This is a genomic window from Stenotrophomonas sp. 3(2025) (genome assembly GCF_052665395.1).
In genome coordinates this window covers 1-15,408 of the sequence record NZ_JBQOIF010000034.1, presented here as the reverse complement: position 1 = coordinate 15,408, position 15,408 = coordinate 1, and the positions used below count along the sequence as shown (strand labels likewise).

The 15,408-nt window shown below is 66.8% G+C and carries 13 protein-coding genes and 1 pseudogene; 11 read left to right on the top strand and 3 right to left on the bottom strand.

What is annotated here, in order from left to right:
* The first annotated feature begins 278 nt into the window (after positions 1-278).
* The 4 genes from ACUXVE_RS18970 to gnd all read left to right on the top strand — a co-directional run bounded on the left by ACUXVE_RS18970 (position 279) and on the right by gnd (position 5,425).
* Positions 279-2,456 (top strand): carboxy terminal-processing peptidase, encoded by a 2,178-nt coding sequence (locus tag ACUXVE_RS18970; protein ID WP_140225486.1) that lies wholly within the window; start codon positions 279-281, stop codon positions 2,454-2,456.
* 173 nt (positions 2,457-2,629) lie between these two features.
* Positions 2,630-3,253, top strand: coding sequence for a DUF2242 domain-containing protein (locus tag ACUXVE_RS18965; protein ID WP_025878701.1), 624 nt, complete (start codon positions 2,630-2,632; stop codon positions 3,251-3,253).
* A 17-nt stretch (positions 3,254-3,270) separates the two neighbouring features.
* Positions 3,271-4,509 carry a hypothetical protein gene (locus ACUXVE_RS18960; RefSeq protein ID WP_222388362.1) on the top strand — a complete coding sequence of 413 codons (1,239 nt, stop codon included), beginning with the start codon at positions 3,271-3,273 and terminating at the stop codon, positions 4,507-4,509.
* A 10-nt stretch (positions 4,510-4,519) separates the two neighbouring features.
* Positions 4,520-5,425 (top strand): phosphogluconate dehydrogenase (NAD(+)-dependent, decarboxylating), encoded by a 906-nt coding sequence (gene gnd, locus ACUXVE_RS18955; RefSeq protein ID WP_445514948.1) that lies wholly within the window; start codon positions 4,520-4,522, stop codon positions 5,423-5,425.
* Positions 5,426-5,763: 338 nt separating this feature from the next.
* Here the strand turns inward: gnd and ACUXVE_RS18950 are convergent, their stop codons facing one another.
* The gene (locus tag ACUXVE_RS18950) at positions 5,764-6,807 is read right to left on the bottom strand and encodes an oxidoreductase (RefSeq protein WP_222388363.1); all 1,044 of its coding nucleotides are present in this window, start codon (positions 6,805-6,807) and stop codon (positions 5,764-5,766) included.
* Positions 6,808-7,142: 335 nt separating this feature from the next.
* Between ACUXVE_RS18950 and ACUXVE_RS18945 the strand changes: the two are divergent.
* From ACUXVE_RS18945 to ACUXVE_RS18930, 4 genes and pseudogenes are all read left to right on the top strand, one after another.
* Positions 7,143-7,379: pseudogene (locus tag ACUXVE_RS18945) on the top strand (BON domain-containing protein); the annotation flags it as partial.
* A 200-nt stretch (positions 7,380-7,579) separates the two neighbouring features.
* Positions 7,580-9,397, top strand: a complete 1,818-nt coding sequence (locus tag ACUXVE_RS18940) for a sensor histidine kinase (RefSeq protein ID WP_445514947.1) — start codon at positions 7,580-7,582, stop codon at positions 9,395-9,397.
* Positions 9,394-9,834 carry a response regulator gene (locus ACUXVE_RS18935; RefSeq protein ID WP_025878695.1) on the top strand — a complete coding sequence of 147 codons (441 nt, stop codon included), beginning with the start codon at positions 9,394-9,396 and terminating at the stop codon, positions 9,832-9,834. The genes ACUXVE_RS18940 and ACUXVE_RS18935 overlap by 4 nt, the downstream gene beginning before the upstream one ends.
* Before the next feature lie 4 nt (positions 9,835-9,838).
* Entirely contained in the window at positions 9,839-11,350 is a 1,512-nt protein-coding gene (locus ACUXVE_RS18930) for a hybrid sensor histidine kinase/response regulator (RefSeq protein WP_222388364.1), read from the top strand.
* Positions 11,351-11,425: 75 nt separating this feature from the next.
* Here the strand turns inward: ACUXVE_RS18930 and ACUXVE_RS18925 are convergent, their stop codons facing one another.
* Positions 11,426-12,169 carry a 20S proteasome subunit A/B gene (locus ACUXVE_RS18925; protein WP_222388365.1) on the bottom strand — a complete coding sequence of 248 codons (744 nt, stop codon included), beginning with the start codon at positions 12,167-12,169 and terminating at the stop codon, positions 11,426-11,428.
* Positions 12,170-12,262: 93 nt separating this feature from the next.
* On the opposite strand from ACUXVE_RS18925, the gene folK reads away from it, so the two are divergent.
* Positions 12,263-12,748: a 2-amino-4-hydroxy-6-hydroxymethyldihydropteridine diphosphokinase gene (folK, locus tag ACUXVE_RS18920; protein ID WP_025878692.1), complete on the top strand. Its 486-nt coding sequence runs from the start codon at positions 12,263-12,265 to the stop codon at positions 12,746-12,748.
* 76 nt (positions 12,749-12,824) lie between these two features.
* Here the strand turns inward: folK and ACUXVE_RS18915 are convergent, their stop codons facing one another.
* Positions 12,825-13,562 (bottom strand): pteridine reductase, encoded by a 738-nt coding sequence (locus ACUXVE_RS18915; RefSeq protein ID WP_088100951.1) that lies wholly within the window; start codon positions 13,560-13,562, stop codon positions 12,825-12,827.
* 59 nt (positions 13,563-13,621) lie between these two features.
* Between ACUXVE_RS18915 and ACUXVE_RS18910 the strand changes: the two genes are divergently transcribed.
* Positions 13,622-14,806, top strand: coding sequence for a class I SAM-dependent methyltransferase (locus ACUXVE_RS18910; protein WP_222388366.1), 1,185 nt, complete (start codon positions 13,622-13,624; stop codon positions 14,804-14,806).
* Positions 14,803-15,195, top strand: coding sequence for a hypothetical protein (locus ACUXVE_RS18905; protein ID WP_093818016.1), 393 nt, complete (start codon positions 14,803-14,805; stop codon positions 15,193-15,195). Before ACUXVE_RS18910 ends, ACUXVE_RS18905 begins: the two co-directional genes overlap by 4 nt.
* Positions 15,196-15,408 lie beyond the last annotated feature (213 nt).

Sequence of the window (15,408 nt, the reverse complement as noted above, 5' to 3'; positions counted from 1 at the left end):
CGCACACTTCATCCCCGCCGGGCATGGCCCGGCGCTACCGATGGGTGCCACCGCTACCGATGGGTGCCACCGCCACCGATGGGTGTCACCATCACCCTGGTGGGTGCGGACCGTTGGTCCGCACGCCTTTGCCTGCATTCACAATTTGCTACACCGGCCCCGCTAGGCTGGTTTTCCACCGGAAGTGGACGGGTGACAAACCCGGCAACTTTCGGCACTGTCGTGGTGTCTGAACACCCTGCAGTCTCCCCCTTGGCAAGGCGCCTTCGAGCACGTCAATGAAATTCAAAGCCCCCGCATTCCTGATGGCCCTGGCGCTGGTTGCGCCGTTGGCGCTGGCGGCCAAGGCCGACTCGCCGGCGTTGCCGGCGGCGGCTACCGCCGATCAGGTGACCACCTCCAAGCTGGTCTACGGCCTGTTGTCCGACAGCCGCTACGCCTATCGCCCGCGTGCGCTCGATGAAGCCACCTCCAAGGATGTGTTCAAGCGCTACCTGGAGACCTTGGACGGCGGCAAGCAGTACTTCACCCAGGCCGACATCACCCGCTTCGCACCGTTCCAGGCCGGCATTGCCAATGCCATCCGCGGCGGCGAGCTGGAGCCGGCCTTCCAGGTGTTCGCGGTGTACAAGCAGCGCGTCGGCGAGCGCGTGGCCTACGCGCGCAAGCTGCTGAAGCAGGAACCGGATTTCACCACCGACGAGCGCTTCGAGTACGACCGCAAGGACGTGCCGTGGGCAGCGTCCAACGCCGAGCTCGACGAGCTGTGGCGCAAGTCGGTGAAGAATGACTGGCTGCGCCTGAAGCTGGCCGGCAAGAAGTCCGATGACATCCGCAAGACGCTGGACAAGCGTTACGCCACGCTGGAAAAGTCGGTCAACGAGCTGAAGGGCGAAGACACCTTCCAGTTCTTCATGAACGCGTACACCAGCGCCGTTGATCCGCACACCGATTACTTCACCCCGCGTACCGCCGAGAACTTCAACCAGGCGATGTCGCTGTCGCTGGAAGGCATCGGCGCGCAGCTGCAGCGCCAGGACGACGTGGTGGTGATCCGCGAGATCATCGCCGGTGGTCCGGCAGCAGTGGATGGCACGCTGAAGCCGGGTGACCGCATCGTCGGCGTCGGCCAGGGCAAGTCCGGGCTGGTGGAAGACGTGATCGGCTGGCGCATCGATGATGTCGTGGCCAAGATCCGTGGCGCCAAGGACACCCAGGTGAAGCTGGAGTTCATTCCGGCCGAAGCGGGCGTCGACGGCAAGCACCACACCCTGGTGCTGACCCGGCAGAAGGTGCGCCTGGCCGAACAGGCCGCCAAGGGCGAGACCATGACCATCCCGGCCGCCAATGGCGAGCCGGCACGCAAGGTTGGCGTGATCAAGCTGCCGACCTTCTACCAGGACTTCGAAGGCCGTCGTCGCAACGCCACCGATTACGCGTCGGCCACCCGCGACGTGGCCAAGCTGCTGGCCGGTTTCAAGGCCGACAAACTGGACGGCGTGGTGCTGGACCTGCGCAACAACGGCGGCGGTTCGCTGGATGAAGCCATCGAGCTGACCGGTCTGTTCATCGAGCAGGGTCCGGTGGTGCAGGTGCGCGAATCCGGTGGCCGTGTCACCGTCAACAGCGACCGCAACCAGGGCGTGGCATGGGACGGTCCGCTGGCCGTGCTGATCAACCGTGGTTCGGCCTCGGCGTCGGAGATCTTTGCTGGTGCCATCCAGGACTACGGCCGCGGCCTGGTCATCGGTGAAACCAGCTTCGGCAAGGGCACGGTGCAGAACATCGTCGACCTGGACCGTTGGCCGAGTGGCGAAGCCCAGCGCTTTGGCCAGGTGAAGCTGACCATCGCCCAGTTCTTCCGCATCAGCGGCAGCAGCACCCAGCACAAGGGTGTAGTACCGGACCTGGCGTTCCCGGCCAGCGTCGATGCCACCGAGTTCGGCGAGAGCACCTACGACAATGCCCTGCCGTGGACCCGCATCGCCGCGGTGCCGCACACCCAGTACGGCAACTTCGCGCCGCTGCTGCCGAAGCTGGAAACGCGTCACGACGCGCGCATCGCCACCGACAAGGAATTCCAGTGGTGGAACGAGGATGTGGAGCAGTTCCGTGCTGAGGCGGCGAAGAAGTACGTCTCGCTGAATGAGGCGACCCGACGTGCCGAGCGCGAGCGCCAGGATACCCAGCGCAAGCAGCGCCAGATCGTGCGCAAGGAACTGGGCCTGGCCCTGGACCCGCTGGCCGATGACAGCAGCGATGACGGCCTGACCGGCAACGAACGCGACATCGTCAAGGATGCCGCCCGCGAGAAGGCCGCCGAGAAGCGTCCGGATCCGTTGCTGCGTGAATCGGCCTCGATCCTGGCCGACGCGGTGAACCTGCTGGAGGCCGACCGTCCGCTGTCGGCGCAGGTGCTGCCGCAGTCCACCGCCGCAGGCCGCTGGGCCGACTGATTGACCGGAAAAGGGGACGGAGGAACAAGTCGTTAGTGGTACAAACGACTTGATCCTTCCGTCCCCTTTTTGCATGAACCGGGTACAACGGTGGGGGACGGGACCAGTGTTTTCGACCCGGCGCACACGGGCAGGGGGCTACCCTCGTGGATACCGTCTTCGCAGGAGTACCCATGCGGGCCTCCCTTCTTTCTGCTTCCCTGCTGGCTGCCACCAGTGCCCTGGCCTTGACCGCCTGTGGCGGTCGTGCCGCCGACAGCAGTCTGTTGCGGGAGTCCTTCGACTCCGGCGACACCTTTTCGCGCACCGTCGATGGCCGTCCGGCCGAAGCCTGCGAAGCAGCCCGGCGCACGCTGCTCAGCCAGGGCTATGCGATCGCACGCTCGGACGATGCGCAGGTGGAAGGCAACAAGAACTTCCAGCCGCGCGAGGACGACCATGAGCAGCTGGTGCTGCGTATCTCGTGCGCGCCGCGTGGCAGCCAGGCGTTGGTGTTCGTCAGCGCCGTGCAGGACCGCTATGCACTGAAGAAGAGCCCGACCTCGGCCAGTGTGGGCGTGGGCGCGCTGGGCTCGGTGTCGCTGCCGTTCGGCAGCAATGACGACTCGCTGGTGAAAGTGGCCAGCAGCACGATCACCGATGCCGAGTTCTATCGGCGCTTCTTCCAGCGCCTGCAGCAGTACCTGCCAGCGGCAGCGAAGCCAGAGCCGCAGCCGCAACCGCAACCGGCCGCGTCGCCGCAGCCTCCTGCCGGGCCTGAGCCCGAACCAGCGCCGGCAGCAACGGACCAGGGCTGAGCGTGCGCGGCAGGGTGATGGCGTGGGCCCTGCTGCTGGGCTGGCCCCTGAGCACGCTGGCCGCTACGGCCGAGTGCAGCCAAGGCCTGCTGCAGCGGCTGGGCTGGCGCTTTGAAACCGCAGCGATCACCACGCCACAGGTACAAGGTGGGCCGGTGTGTACGCGTGCCTCGCTGGCCGAGGCGCAGGCGGCCGGTGATCTGCGCGTGCGTTGGCCGGCAACGCTGGCCGAGGCCGACCGGCAGGCCCTGTTGCAGCAGTTGCTGGATGAGCCGGCCACGGTCTGCGCTTACGCCTTTGAACTGGGCGCCGCCGTGCAACGCGCTACGCAGGCACTGCAGGACAATGAATCCTTCCGCTTCACCGGGGTGCAGCTGGGTTGGATCGGCTTTGGCGCACGTGGCGCCCCGGCACAGGGATGGCAGCGGGTGCGCAGCTTCGGCCGCGGCTATGTACCGGCCGCCAGCAACAGCCGCGCACTGGACGCCTTCTATACGGGCCACGTGCGCGCCGAGTGCGGTGTTGGCCGCCAGGTCGCGCAGCTGGCCACGCAGCGCGAGCTGTACGGCGATACGGCCTTCGATGCGGAATTCGCGCCCGCCGAGCTGTCCATCGGCACGCTCCTTGGCCTGCACGACACCGACAGCATCCTGCTGGGCGCGCAGGCCGGCCAGTTCCTGGCCGACGGCAAGGCCGTGCGCACGTCGGCGATGGGGCGACAGGCCTTTGTCGGGCTGCCGGGCTTCATCGAGCACGTCTTCGACAAAGGCACCTTGGACGATCTGAGCAACCAGGCGGAGAACTTCGTCGTGGTGGAGGTGGGCGAAGGCGCGGCGCAGGCACTGGCGGAGCACGGTGGGCTGGCCTGGTATGACCAGCGCAACCGTGCCCTGTGGCAGCTGGCGCAGGGCATTCCGCGTGTCGGCCAACGCTATTTCGAGCGGTTGCTGTACGAACGCGATCCGGCGCTGCGTGCGCAGCTGGCCCCGCGCTATCGGGACGTCGTGCAGCAGATGGACCAGTTGCTGGACGATGCGTTCTACCAGCAGTTCGTGATCTACGCGCACCCACGCGGTATACGTCCTGTCGGTTATCACATCATCCGCCTGCTCGACCGCAATCCGCGCACGCCGTTTTCCATCGACCTGGCGTTGCACAATCTGCATACCACGCTCTACCGGCGTTGGCGCGAGGCGCAGTTGCGCCACTGCGCAGCCACCGGCAGGCCAGGCAGCCTGACCCTAGACCCCAACTGAAGGTGAAACAATGGATATTGCAATGATCGGCCTCGGCCGGATGGGCGCCAACATGGCCCAGCGCCTGCACCGCGGTGGCCACCGCGTTGTCGGCTACGATCCGGGCGAGGGCGCCCGCCAGCGCGCCGCCGAGGCCGGCCTGGAGGTGGTTGATTCGCTGGCCGCCGCAGTGGCCGCGTTGCCGGTGCCGCGCGTGGTGTGGCTGATGGTGCCCGCCGGCGAGACCGTGGACCAGACGCTCGGCCAGTTGACCCCGCATCTGGCCGAAGGTGACATCGTCATCGACGGTGGCAACTCCAACTACCAGGACTCGATCCGTCGCGCCAAGGCGCTGGCCGAAGATGACCTGGGCTACGTGGACTGTGGCACCAGCGGCGGCGTGTGGGGCCTGCAGGAAGGCTACAGCCTGATGGTGGGTGGCGATGCAGCGGTGGTCGAACAGATCGCACCGCTGCTGCGCACGCTGGCACCGGCCGAGGACCGCGGCTGGGCGCGCGTCGGCCCTTCCGGCGCAGGCCACTTCACCAAGATGGTCCACAACGGCATCGAGTACGGAATGATGCAGGCCTACGCCGAAGGCTTCGCGTTGATGGAGCGCAAGCAGGAGATGGAACTGGACCTGGCCCAGGTGGCCGAGGTCTGGCGCCACGGCAGCGTGGTGCGTTCGTGGCTGCTGGACCTCAGCATCGAAGCGCTCAAGCGCAATCCCGCGCTGGATGGCATCGCACCATACGTGGAAGATTCCGGTGAAGGCCGCTGGACCGTCGCCGAAGCGATCGCGCTGGACGTACCGGCCCCGGTGATCACCTTGTCGCTGCTCGAACGCCTGCGTTCGCGCGAATCCAATTCGTTCACCGACCGCCTGCTGTCAGCGATGCGCAACGAGTTCGGCGGCCACGCCATCAAGAAGTCGTAAGCACCGGTTTTATGTAGATCCACGCATGGCGTGGATCTACTGTGTCGACCAAGGTCGACACCCACCAAGAGCAGATCATGCCGTGTCGACCAAGGTCGACACCCCCAAGAGCAGCGGACAACTGTCGAAGGCGGGGTGGGTCCGGTTGCGGGGGCGTGAGCCGCATGGATGCGGCGACCGAGCTTACATGGACGTACTTGCAGCGTCCCCCGCAATCGGGCCCACCCCGCCATCCCACGCATAGCCCGCTTCTGCTGTTGCTGTTGCTGTTGCTGTTGCTGTTGCCGGCCAGCGGCCGGCACTACCGCTTCGGCAGGTGCAGGGCGCAGCCCTGCCGATCACCCCACCTGCACCCGCCGCCCTTCGCGCGCGCTGTCCATCCCCGCCTGCAGCAGCCGCATCACCTGCAGCGCCTGCTGCGCGCTGACCGTAGGCTCGCCCTCACCCTGCATCGCCGCCGCGAAGTCGGCATACAGGCGCCGGTAGTCGCCCGGCAGGTTGTCCACGGTGCTGCGCAGGACGTTGTCCTCCGCATCGCAGTGCAGCAGCTCGCCGTGGCGCGGATCGATACCCCATCCCGGCGCACCTGGCGCGATGCCGCGACGCAGCTGCGCTTCCTGCACGTCCAGGCCCTGCTTGATCCAGCTGGCCCGCGTGCCATGCACGGCGAAACGGGGGCCAGGCGCAGCGACCAGTGAACCGGCATGCACGATCGCGCGATGGCGCGGGTAATGCAGTACCGCGTGGAAATAGTCGACGCCGCTGCCGCCTTCGCGCTGCACCGCAAGGTCCGCATCGATCGCCTGCGGGCAGCCGAACAGCACCAGCATCTGGTCCAGCAGGTGCGGCCCCAGGTCGTACCACAGGCCGCTGCCCGGTCCGTCCTGCTCGCGCCAGCGTTCGCGCACCTGCGGACGGTAGCGGTCGAAATGTGCGTGGCATTCGGCGATGTCACCGAGCGTGCGGTCGGCAAGCAGCGCCTGCAGGGTCAGGAAGTCCGCATCGAACCGCCGGTTCTGGAACACGGTGGCGATGCGTCCAGCGTCGCGCGCTGCGGCCAGCACCTGTTCGGCTTCGCGCACGGTCACGGCGAACGGTTTGTCTACCAGCACATGCTTGCCGGCGGCCAGCGCGGCGATGGCCAATGGCGCGTGCTGTTCGTTCGGCGTGGCGATGACCACCGCATCCACCGCAGGATCATCGAAGACCTCCTGTGCGGTAGCGCGTACGTGGACGTCGCTGAAGGTGCGCAGCAGCGTATCGCGTTGCGAACTGACCACGCTGTGCAGGGCCAGCCCCGGCGTGTGCTGGATCAGCGGGGCGTGGAAGACGCGGCCGGCAAGGCCGTAGCCGATCAGGGCCAGTTGCAGCTCAGGGCGCATGGGAGGACTCCGCGCAGATCGTGAAGTGCAGGACAGGAACCTCAGGGTAAACGAGATGACTACGCGCCCGGAAGCTGAACCATTCCCGCTGCGGGTGCGCCCATTCACGTGAGCGTGACCGCAGCGCCACGCCTGCACTACAAGCACTTGGCGACACTGGGCGCACCAACCAGTAGGAGAACCAAACGATGAGCACCACGACCCGTACGCTGTTGGCTTCCGCCCTCACCCTGGGCCTGGCGCTGTCCTCCTCGGCCGCATTCGCCCAGGACGCCGCAGCGAAGAGCCCGCCGAAAACCGATCATTCGGCGATGACCCATGCAGACCGCCATGATTCCAACGAGCCGGTCACCGACAGCTGGATCACCACCAAGGTCAAGGCCGATCTGCTCGCCAGCAGCAATGTGCCGGGTACCGAAGTAAAGGTGGAGACGGTCAATGGCGTGGTCAGCCTGAGTGGCACCGTTGCCACCAAGGCCGAGCATGACAAGGCCATCGCCACCGCCAAGGGCATCAAGGGCGTGACCCGCGTTGATGCCGCCGCACTGAAGGTCAGCGCCGCCAAGCGTTGATTGACGCCGCAGGTTATCGGCAGGGGCGCTCCCACGGGGGCGCCCCTGTTTTGTGCTGTGGCGCCTGCTCGATGCGTGCTGGTGGGCGCCCCGGCGAATGACCCATTGCCCCAGAGATGTGACCGGCTGCGCTATATTGCCGGTTCCGCCGTGGCCGGTCCTGCCCGGATCGCACTCCCCGGCTGAGCTGACGAGGAACTATGGCGCTGGTTTTCAGTGATGACATCTGGGATCGCTGGCGACTGCCTGCTTTGGCACTGGCAGCGGCAGCCATCATCGTGGTCCCGTGGTTGACCCTGCGCAAACTGCAGCAGGACAACGAACTGGCCATGGGCTGGGTGACCCATACCCAGCAGGTGACCGTGGCCCTGCAGCAGCTGCAGACCGACGTGCGCGACATCGAGTCGGCGGCGTTGACGCTGTCCAAGGGCGTGGATGCGCCGGGCCTGCGCGAGCGCATGGCCAAGGCCAACGACATTCCCGAACGTCTGGCCGAACTGGGCCGGATGACCCGCGACAATCCCGACCAGCTGATCCGCATCGGCCGCATCCAGTCGATGCTGGAAGGCCGGCTGGGGGTAGCGCGTGAACTGGCGAAGTCCGAGCCGAACAGCGACCAGCGCGAGCTGGTGCAGGACCTGAGTACGCGCTACCCGATCCGCGGCCTGGTGGAAGAGCTGCAGGCCAGTGAGGAAGCGCTGCTGGCCCAGCGCGCCGCGCAGGCGGAGCGACAGAAGCGGCAGACCAACTTCGTATCGTGGAGCTCGCTGCTGGTGCAGCTGGCGCTGCTCGGCCTGGTGCTGTGGCTGCTGCAACGCCAGATCGGCCGCCGCCTGCAGGCAGAGCGGCAGTCGCAGCGCGCGGCCGCACGCGCGGCATCGGTGCTGCAGACCGTGCGCGAACCGATCGTGCTGCTGGATCGCGAGCTGCGCGTGCAGCTGCACAATCCCGCGTTCTCCGAGTTGTACGGGCTGCAGGATGAGCGCGCCGATGGCCTGCTGCTGGAAGACGTAGGCGACGGTGCATGGCGTGACCCGGTGGTGCGCCAGCGTCTGGCCGACGTGTTGCTGCGCGGCCGCGAACTGTGGGATTTCGAACACGAACAAAGCACCGTTGACGGCATGTCCCGTTACATGCTGCTCAACGCACGGCGCATGCCGCTGCCTGACACCGACGATGAAGTGGTGCTGCTGACCGTCAGCGATGTGACCGTGCAGCGTGCGGTGCAGACACGTGTTGAAGAACTGAACCGGCAGCTGGAGGGCAAGGTTGCCCAGGTCTCGGAGGTCAACCGCGAACTGGAAGCGTTCAGCTACTCGGTGTCGCACGATCTGCGCGCGCCGCTGCGCCATGTCGCCGGGTTCTCGGACAAGCTGTCGCGCCATCTGGGCGAGGCTGCCGACGAGAAGAGCCAGCACTACCTGGGGGTGATCTCCGGTTCAGCGCGGCGCATGGCCACGTTGATCGACGACCTGCTGGTCTATTCGCGCCTGGGCCGTGTGGCGATGCGCCAGCAGACCGTGGACATGCAGTCGCTGGTGGCCGATACGCGCGCGATGCTCGACGCGAACGTGCAGAGCGAAGCCGAGAGCAGTGGCCACGCCCATCAGGTGGAGTGGAGCATCGCGCCGCTGCCGATCGTGGTGGGCGACGAAAACATGCTGCGCCAGGTCTGGCTGAACCTGCTGGGCAACGCGGTGAAGTATTCAGCCAACCGCGAGCCGGCCAAGGTCCGTGTGGACTACCAGCAGCAGCCCGATGGCGGTCATCAGTTCACGGTCAGCGACAATGGTGCAGGCTTTGACATGGCCTACGCCGGCAAGTTGTTCGGTGTATTCCAGCGCCTGCACAAGGCCAGCGACTATCCCGGCACCGGTATCGGCCTGGCCAGTGTTCGCAGGGTGCTGACCCGCCATGGCGGCCGCATCTGGGCCGAAGCCGCACCGGATGCCGGCGCCACCTTCCACTTCTATCTTCCCCCCGTGCTCGACGCGGACAAACAGGGCCCCATCGCATGACGACGCTGCGCACCATCCTCCTGGCCGAAGACAGCCCGGCCGACGCCGAAATGGCGATCGATGCGCTGCAGGAAGCGCGCCTGGCCAATCCCATCGTGCACGTCGAAGACGGCGTGGAAGTGATGGATTACCTGCTGCGCCGTGGCGCCTTCGCCAGCCGCGAAGAGGGCCTGCCGGCGGTGCTGCTGCTGGACATCAAGATGCCGCGCATGGATGGCCTGGAAGTGCTGCGGCAGATCCGTGAACACGATGAGTTGAAGCGGTTGCCGGTGGTGATCCTGTCCTCCTCGCGCGAGGAGAGCGACCTGGCCCGCAGCTGGGACATGGGCGTGAACGCGTACGTGGTCAAGCCGGTGGACGTGGACCAGTTCTTCGGCGCGGTGCAGACCCTGGGCAAGTTCTGGGCACTGATCAACCAGGCTCCGGAGATCGAGTAGGCCCATGCCCCTGACCGGTCCCGCGCTCGGCGCATTGCGCATCCTGCTGGTGGAAGATTCCCCGGAGGATGCCGAGCTGATGTCCGAACAGATGCTCGATGCAGGCCTTGAGGCCACCTTCGAGCGTGTCGAGAGCGCGGACGACCTGCGCCATGCGCTGGCGCGCTTCCAGCCGGACATTGTCCTGTCCGACCTGAGCATGCCCGGTTTCTCCGGCGACGACGCGCTGCGCATCGTGCGCGAAGCGTTGCCGGAGGTACCCTTCATCTTCGTCTCCGGCACCATGGGCGAGGAGAATGCGGTGGCGGCCCTGCAGAAGGGCGCCAACGACTACATCATCAAGCACCAGCCGGCGCGCCTGCCGTCGGCCGTGGCGCGCGCGGTGCGCGAGGCACGCAGCGCCATCGAGCGCTCGCGGGTGGAAACCGAGCTGATGCGCGCGCAACGGCTGGAGAGCCTGTCGTTGCTTGCCGCTGGGCTCAGCCACGATCTGCGCAACATCCTGCAGCCGCTGCTGATCATGCCGGACCTGCTGAAGGCGCGTACCAAAGATCCGCAGCTGCACCACCTGGCCGACGTGATCGCCGAGTGCGGCCGTCGTGGTCATGAGATGGCCGAATCGATGCTGTCGTTCGTGCGCGGCTCGCGCAAGGCCAGCGAACGCATCCACATCGATGACCTGTTCCAGGCCGTGGCGCTGCTGTTGCGCAGCAACGTGCCCGATGGCGTCCGCCTGGACCTGGTGGTCGAGGATGAGGGGCTGGTGGTTGATGCCAACTACACCGAGCTGCAGCAGGTGCTGTTGAACCTGGCGCTCAATGCGATCCAGGCGATGCCCCAGGGGGGCAACCTGAGCCTGACCGCCAGCCATGGTGGCCAGCGCGATGGCGAGGACTGGCTGCGCATCGCGGTGGTCGATGAAGGTACCGGCATGGATGCGGACACGTTGTCGCACCTGTTCAACCCGTTCTTCACCACCAAGGCCGATGGCACCGGGCTGGGCCTGATTTCCTGCAAGCGCATCGTTGAAGGTGCCGGTGGCAGCATCCACGTCGACAGCCAGCTGGGGCGGGGCACCTGCTTCGAGCTGCGCTTGCCGATGCATGCCAGCGCCGAGGGCGGCGAACCGATTGAACAGCTCGTGGCACTGGGCAGTGGCCAGTCGATCCTGGTGGTCGATGGGGAAGCCACCCGCCTGTCGCTGTTGGGCAATGCGCTGTCCAGCCAGGGCTATCAGCTGCAGTTGGCCTCCGATGGCCCGGCCGCGCTGCGCTGGATGCAGCAGGAGGCGATGCCGGCGCTGGTGATTGCCGATGCCGGCTCCAAGCTGTTGTCGGCCAGCCAGTTGCTGGGCGAAATGGCCACGCTCGGCTACCGCGGCCCGGCGCTGGTGCTGGAAGACGCTGCCGGGGAGATGCCCGAAGATGTGTTCCCCGCTGGCATCGAGGTGCACCTGCTGCGCAAGCCGCTGCAGATGCAGCAGGTCTTCCGCGCGGTGGCCGACGCGCTGGGCTGAAACAGGGATAGTGCCGGCCGCTGGCCGGCATCCGCAATGATCTGACCACACGCAGTTGCCAACCAGCGGCCGGCCCTACCGGTCCTGGGGTTCCCACGGGAACCGCGGCAGGCTTTCCACCGCCTGTTCCAGCCGCCGCGACCAGTTCTGGTGGATGTCGGCGTACAGCGGTGAATCGGCGCCCAGCCGCAGCTGCTGGTTGATCCGCAGTTCGCCGGCGCGCAGCAGCGCCAGGTCCACCGGCAGGCCCACCGACAGGTTGGAACGGATGGTCGAATCCAGCGAGACGATCGCCGTGCGCGCGGCATCTTCCAGGCGCGTGGATGGGGTCAGGATGCGATCCAGGATCGGCTTGCCGTACTTGGATTCACCGATCTGCAGGTAGGGCGTCTCCGGCGAGGCGGCAATGGCGTTGCCCAGCGGATAGACCATGTACAGGCCGGGCTGTTCACCGGCAATCTGTCCACCGAAGATCAGCGTCGCCTGGGTGTTCACCCCGTCGTGGCCATGCTCGGTGTGCTGGCTCTGTACCTGGCTGTCCACCAGCAGGGAGCCGACGTAGGCCGCAGCCTCGAACAGATGGGCCATGTCGCGCAGGTTCGGCGTGCGCCGCTCCTCGGCATCGCGCTTCAGCCGCGACACCAGCAACTGGGTCGTGGCCAGGTTGCCGGCGGCCATCACCACGTAGGCGGCCTGGCCGGGATATTCGAACACGTGCAGTTTGCGGTGCACGCGGACATCGTCCAGCGCGGCATTGGTGCGGGTGTCGGCGGCGAAGACCAGGCCCTCGTCCACCTCGATTCCAACGCAATAGGTCATGTCGGTGCCCTATCATATGCGTCCCGGATTGTAGGCAGGCCGTTGTGACGATGGCATGCCCGCGCTCCACCTGATTGCCGTCACCGGAACCGCATGACCACCGTGCTCCTGAGCCTGGGCAGCAACGTCCATCCCCGCCGCTACCTCCACGCTGCGGTGGCGGCCCTGCGCGAGCGCTTTGGCGCGCTGCAGGTATCTGCCGCCTACCGCACCGCTGCCGTCGGTTTCGACGGCCCGGCCTTCCTCAACAACGGCGTTGCCCTCGAGACCGACCTGCCGCTGCAGGAACTGGATGACTGGCTGCATGCGCTGGAAGATGCGCATGGTCGTGACCGCAGCGGCCCGCGCTTCTCCGACCGGACCCTGGACGTCGATGTGGTGTTCTATGGCGACCTGGTGGTGGAGGGCCCCGGCCATCTGCGCATTCCGCGCCCGGAACTGAAGCATGCCTTCGTGCTGAAGCCGCTGGCTGACATCGCCCCGGACTTCGTCGATCCGGTCAGCGGCCTGGACCTGGCCACGTTGTGGCGCGCGCACAAGCAGTTTGGTGAAGCGTTCGAGGTCGTGGACCTGGAATGACGGGTGGTTGTTGCCGCTGCGCTCGCCGGGCATGGCCCGGCGCTACCGGTGGTGCCGGCCGCTGGCCGGCAACATTTCAGCTGACCGTACGCCCACCATCCACGCGCAGGGTGTGACCAGTGACGAAGCTGGCCTCGGCCGCCAGCCAGTACACCGCTTCGGCGATTTCTTCGACGGTGCCGATCCGCGCCAGCGGCGTGCGCGCCAGCAGCGCCTCGCGGGCGAAATCGTCCTTGCCCTGTTCCGGCCACAGGATCGCACCGGGTGCCACCGCGTTCACCCGCACCTTCGGCGCCAGTTCCAGCGCCAGCGAGCGGGTCGCCATTTCCAGCGCGGCCTTGGCCATCGTGTAGGCGACGTGGTCGCGCATCGGGTCGGTGCCGTGCAGATCGGTCAGGTTGACGATGCAGCCGTGCTGGCGGCGAAGATAGGGCGCGGCAGCCTGGGCCAGCAGCAGCGGCGCGCGCGCGTTGACCGCGTACAGCTCGTCCATCGCCTCGGCGGTGACCTGGCCGAGCGGGGTGGGGAAGAAGTTGGAGGCGTTGTTGACCAGCGCATCCAGGCGGCCGAAGTGGGTGACCGCCTGCTCGACCAGATCGGCCAGGGCATCGGCGTCGCGCAGGTCGGCCTGCAACGCCAGCACGCTGCCGGGGCGCTCGTTGTCCAGGTTGAAGGCGGCCTGCTGCAGTTCGGCGCTGGAGGTATGGGCGTGCAGCACCACCGACCAGCCACAGGCGTGGAACTGGCGGGCGATGGCCGCGCCGATCCGGCGTGCGCTGCCGGTGATCAGGGCCACGGGGGCGGTGTCACTCATCGAGGGTCCTCCAAGGCTCGGCTATCCTGTGCACCATTGTCACCGTATTCGAAGACGCCATGCAGCCTACCTTCCCCCTGCCCGAAGCCGATGCCCTGGCCCACAGCGATCAACTGGCCGCCGCCCTGCGTGCCGAGATCCTCGCACAGGGTGGGGCGATGCCGTTCTCCCGCTTCATGGAGCTGTGCCTGTACGCGCCGGGCTGGGGCTATTACAGCGCCGGCGCCAGCAAATTCGGCGGCAGCGGCGATTTCACCACCGCACCCGAGCTTGGCAGCCTGTTCGCCGGCAGTGTGGCCAATGCACTGGCGCCGGTGTTCGGCCAGCTGGATGTGCATGCACGGATGCTGGAACTGGGCGGCGGCACCGGGGCCTTCGCCGAGGCGGTGCTGCTGCGCCTGGCCGAGCTGGAGGCGCTGCCGGCCCGTTACGCGATCCTCGAACCCAGTGCGGACCTGCGCCAGCGCCAGCAGGAGCGCCTGCAGCAGAACCTGCCGCCCGAACTGGCCAGCCGGGTGGAATGGCTTGATCGTCCGTTCGAGGACGACTGGGACGGCGTGGTGTTCGCCAACGAGGTGATCGATGCGCTGCCGACACCGCGCTTCCTCATCAAGGACGGCGAGGTGTACGAGGAAACCGTCGAACTGGACGCGCAGGGCAACTTCATCCGGGGCGCGCAGCCGGCCGACCTCCTGCTCAACGGCGCGGTGCGCCATCTCGAACGCTATCTGCAGAAGCCCTTTGCCGACGGCTACCGTTCCGAAGTGCTGCCGCAGCTGCCGTACTGGCTGCAGGCGGTGGCCGGCGGCCTGCGGCGCGGCGCGATGCTGTTCGTGGACTACGGCTACAACCGGGGCGAGTTCTACCAGGAAGAACGCGATGACGGCACCGTGCGCGCGTTCTACCGCCACCACGTGCACAACGAGATCCATCGTTGGCCGGGCCTGCAGGACATCACCGCATCGGTCGATTTCACCGCCATGGCCGAGGCCGGCCTGCACGGCGGTTTCGAACTGGCCGGGTACTGCAGCCAGGCCAGTTTCCTGCTCGGCAACGGCCTGGACCAGGTACTGACCCTGGCCGAGGAGCGGACCGATGAAGTGGGCCGCATCCAGCTGCGCGACCAGGTGAAGAAACTGACCCTGCCAACGGAGATGGGCGAGCGCTTCCAGGCCATTGGCCTGCAGCGCGACGTCGATTTCGAACCGGCCTTCGAACTGGGCGACCTGAGCTGGCGCCTGTGAGTGCAGCGTTGCCGGTGATCAAGCCGCTGCGGCGGCCGCGACTGTGGACCGCGTTGTGGGTGTTGGCGGTGCTGACGGTGATCGTGGTCTGCCTGATTCCGCCGCCGCCGATCCCGCTGCCGGAAAACAGCGACAAGGGCGAGCATTTCCTGGCCTATTTCATCCTGGCCGGAAGCGCGGTGCAGCTGTTCCGGCGTGGCCGTCCACTGCTGTGGGTGGGTGCCGGCCTGGTGCTGATGGGCGTCGGCATCGAGTTCGCGCAGGGCGCGTTGACCAGCAACCGCATGGCTGATCCGATGGATGCGGTGGCCAACACCGTTGGCGTGTTGGCGGGGATGGCTATCGCGTTGACCCCGCTGCGCGACATGCTGCTGCGCTGGCGGGGGTAAGGCAGCCAGGCATGGCCTGGCTCTACTCTGGATCCACACCGCGTGTGGCTGAAACTTTCAGAGGCGCGTAGATGCCCAGTAGATCCACGCCATGCGTGGATGGATCTCGCCGGCGCCAACCAGGGTTGGCGTCCACCAAGGCAGCCAGGCATGGCCTGGCGCTACAGTAGATCCACGCCATGCGTGGATGAATCTTCCCGGCGCCAACCAGGG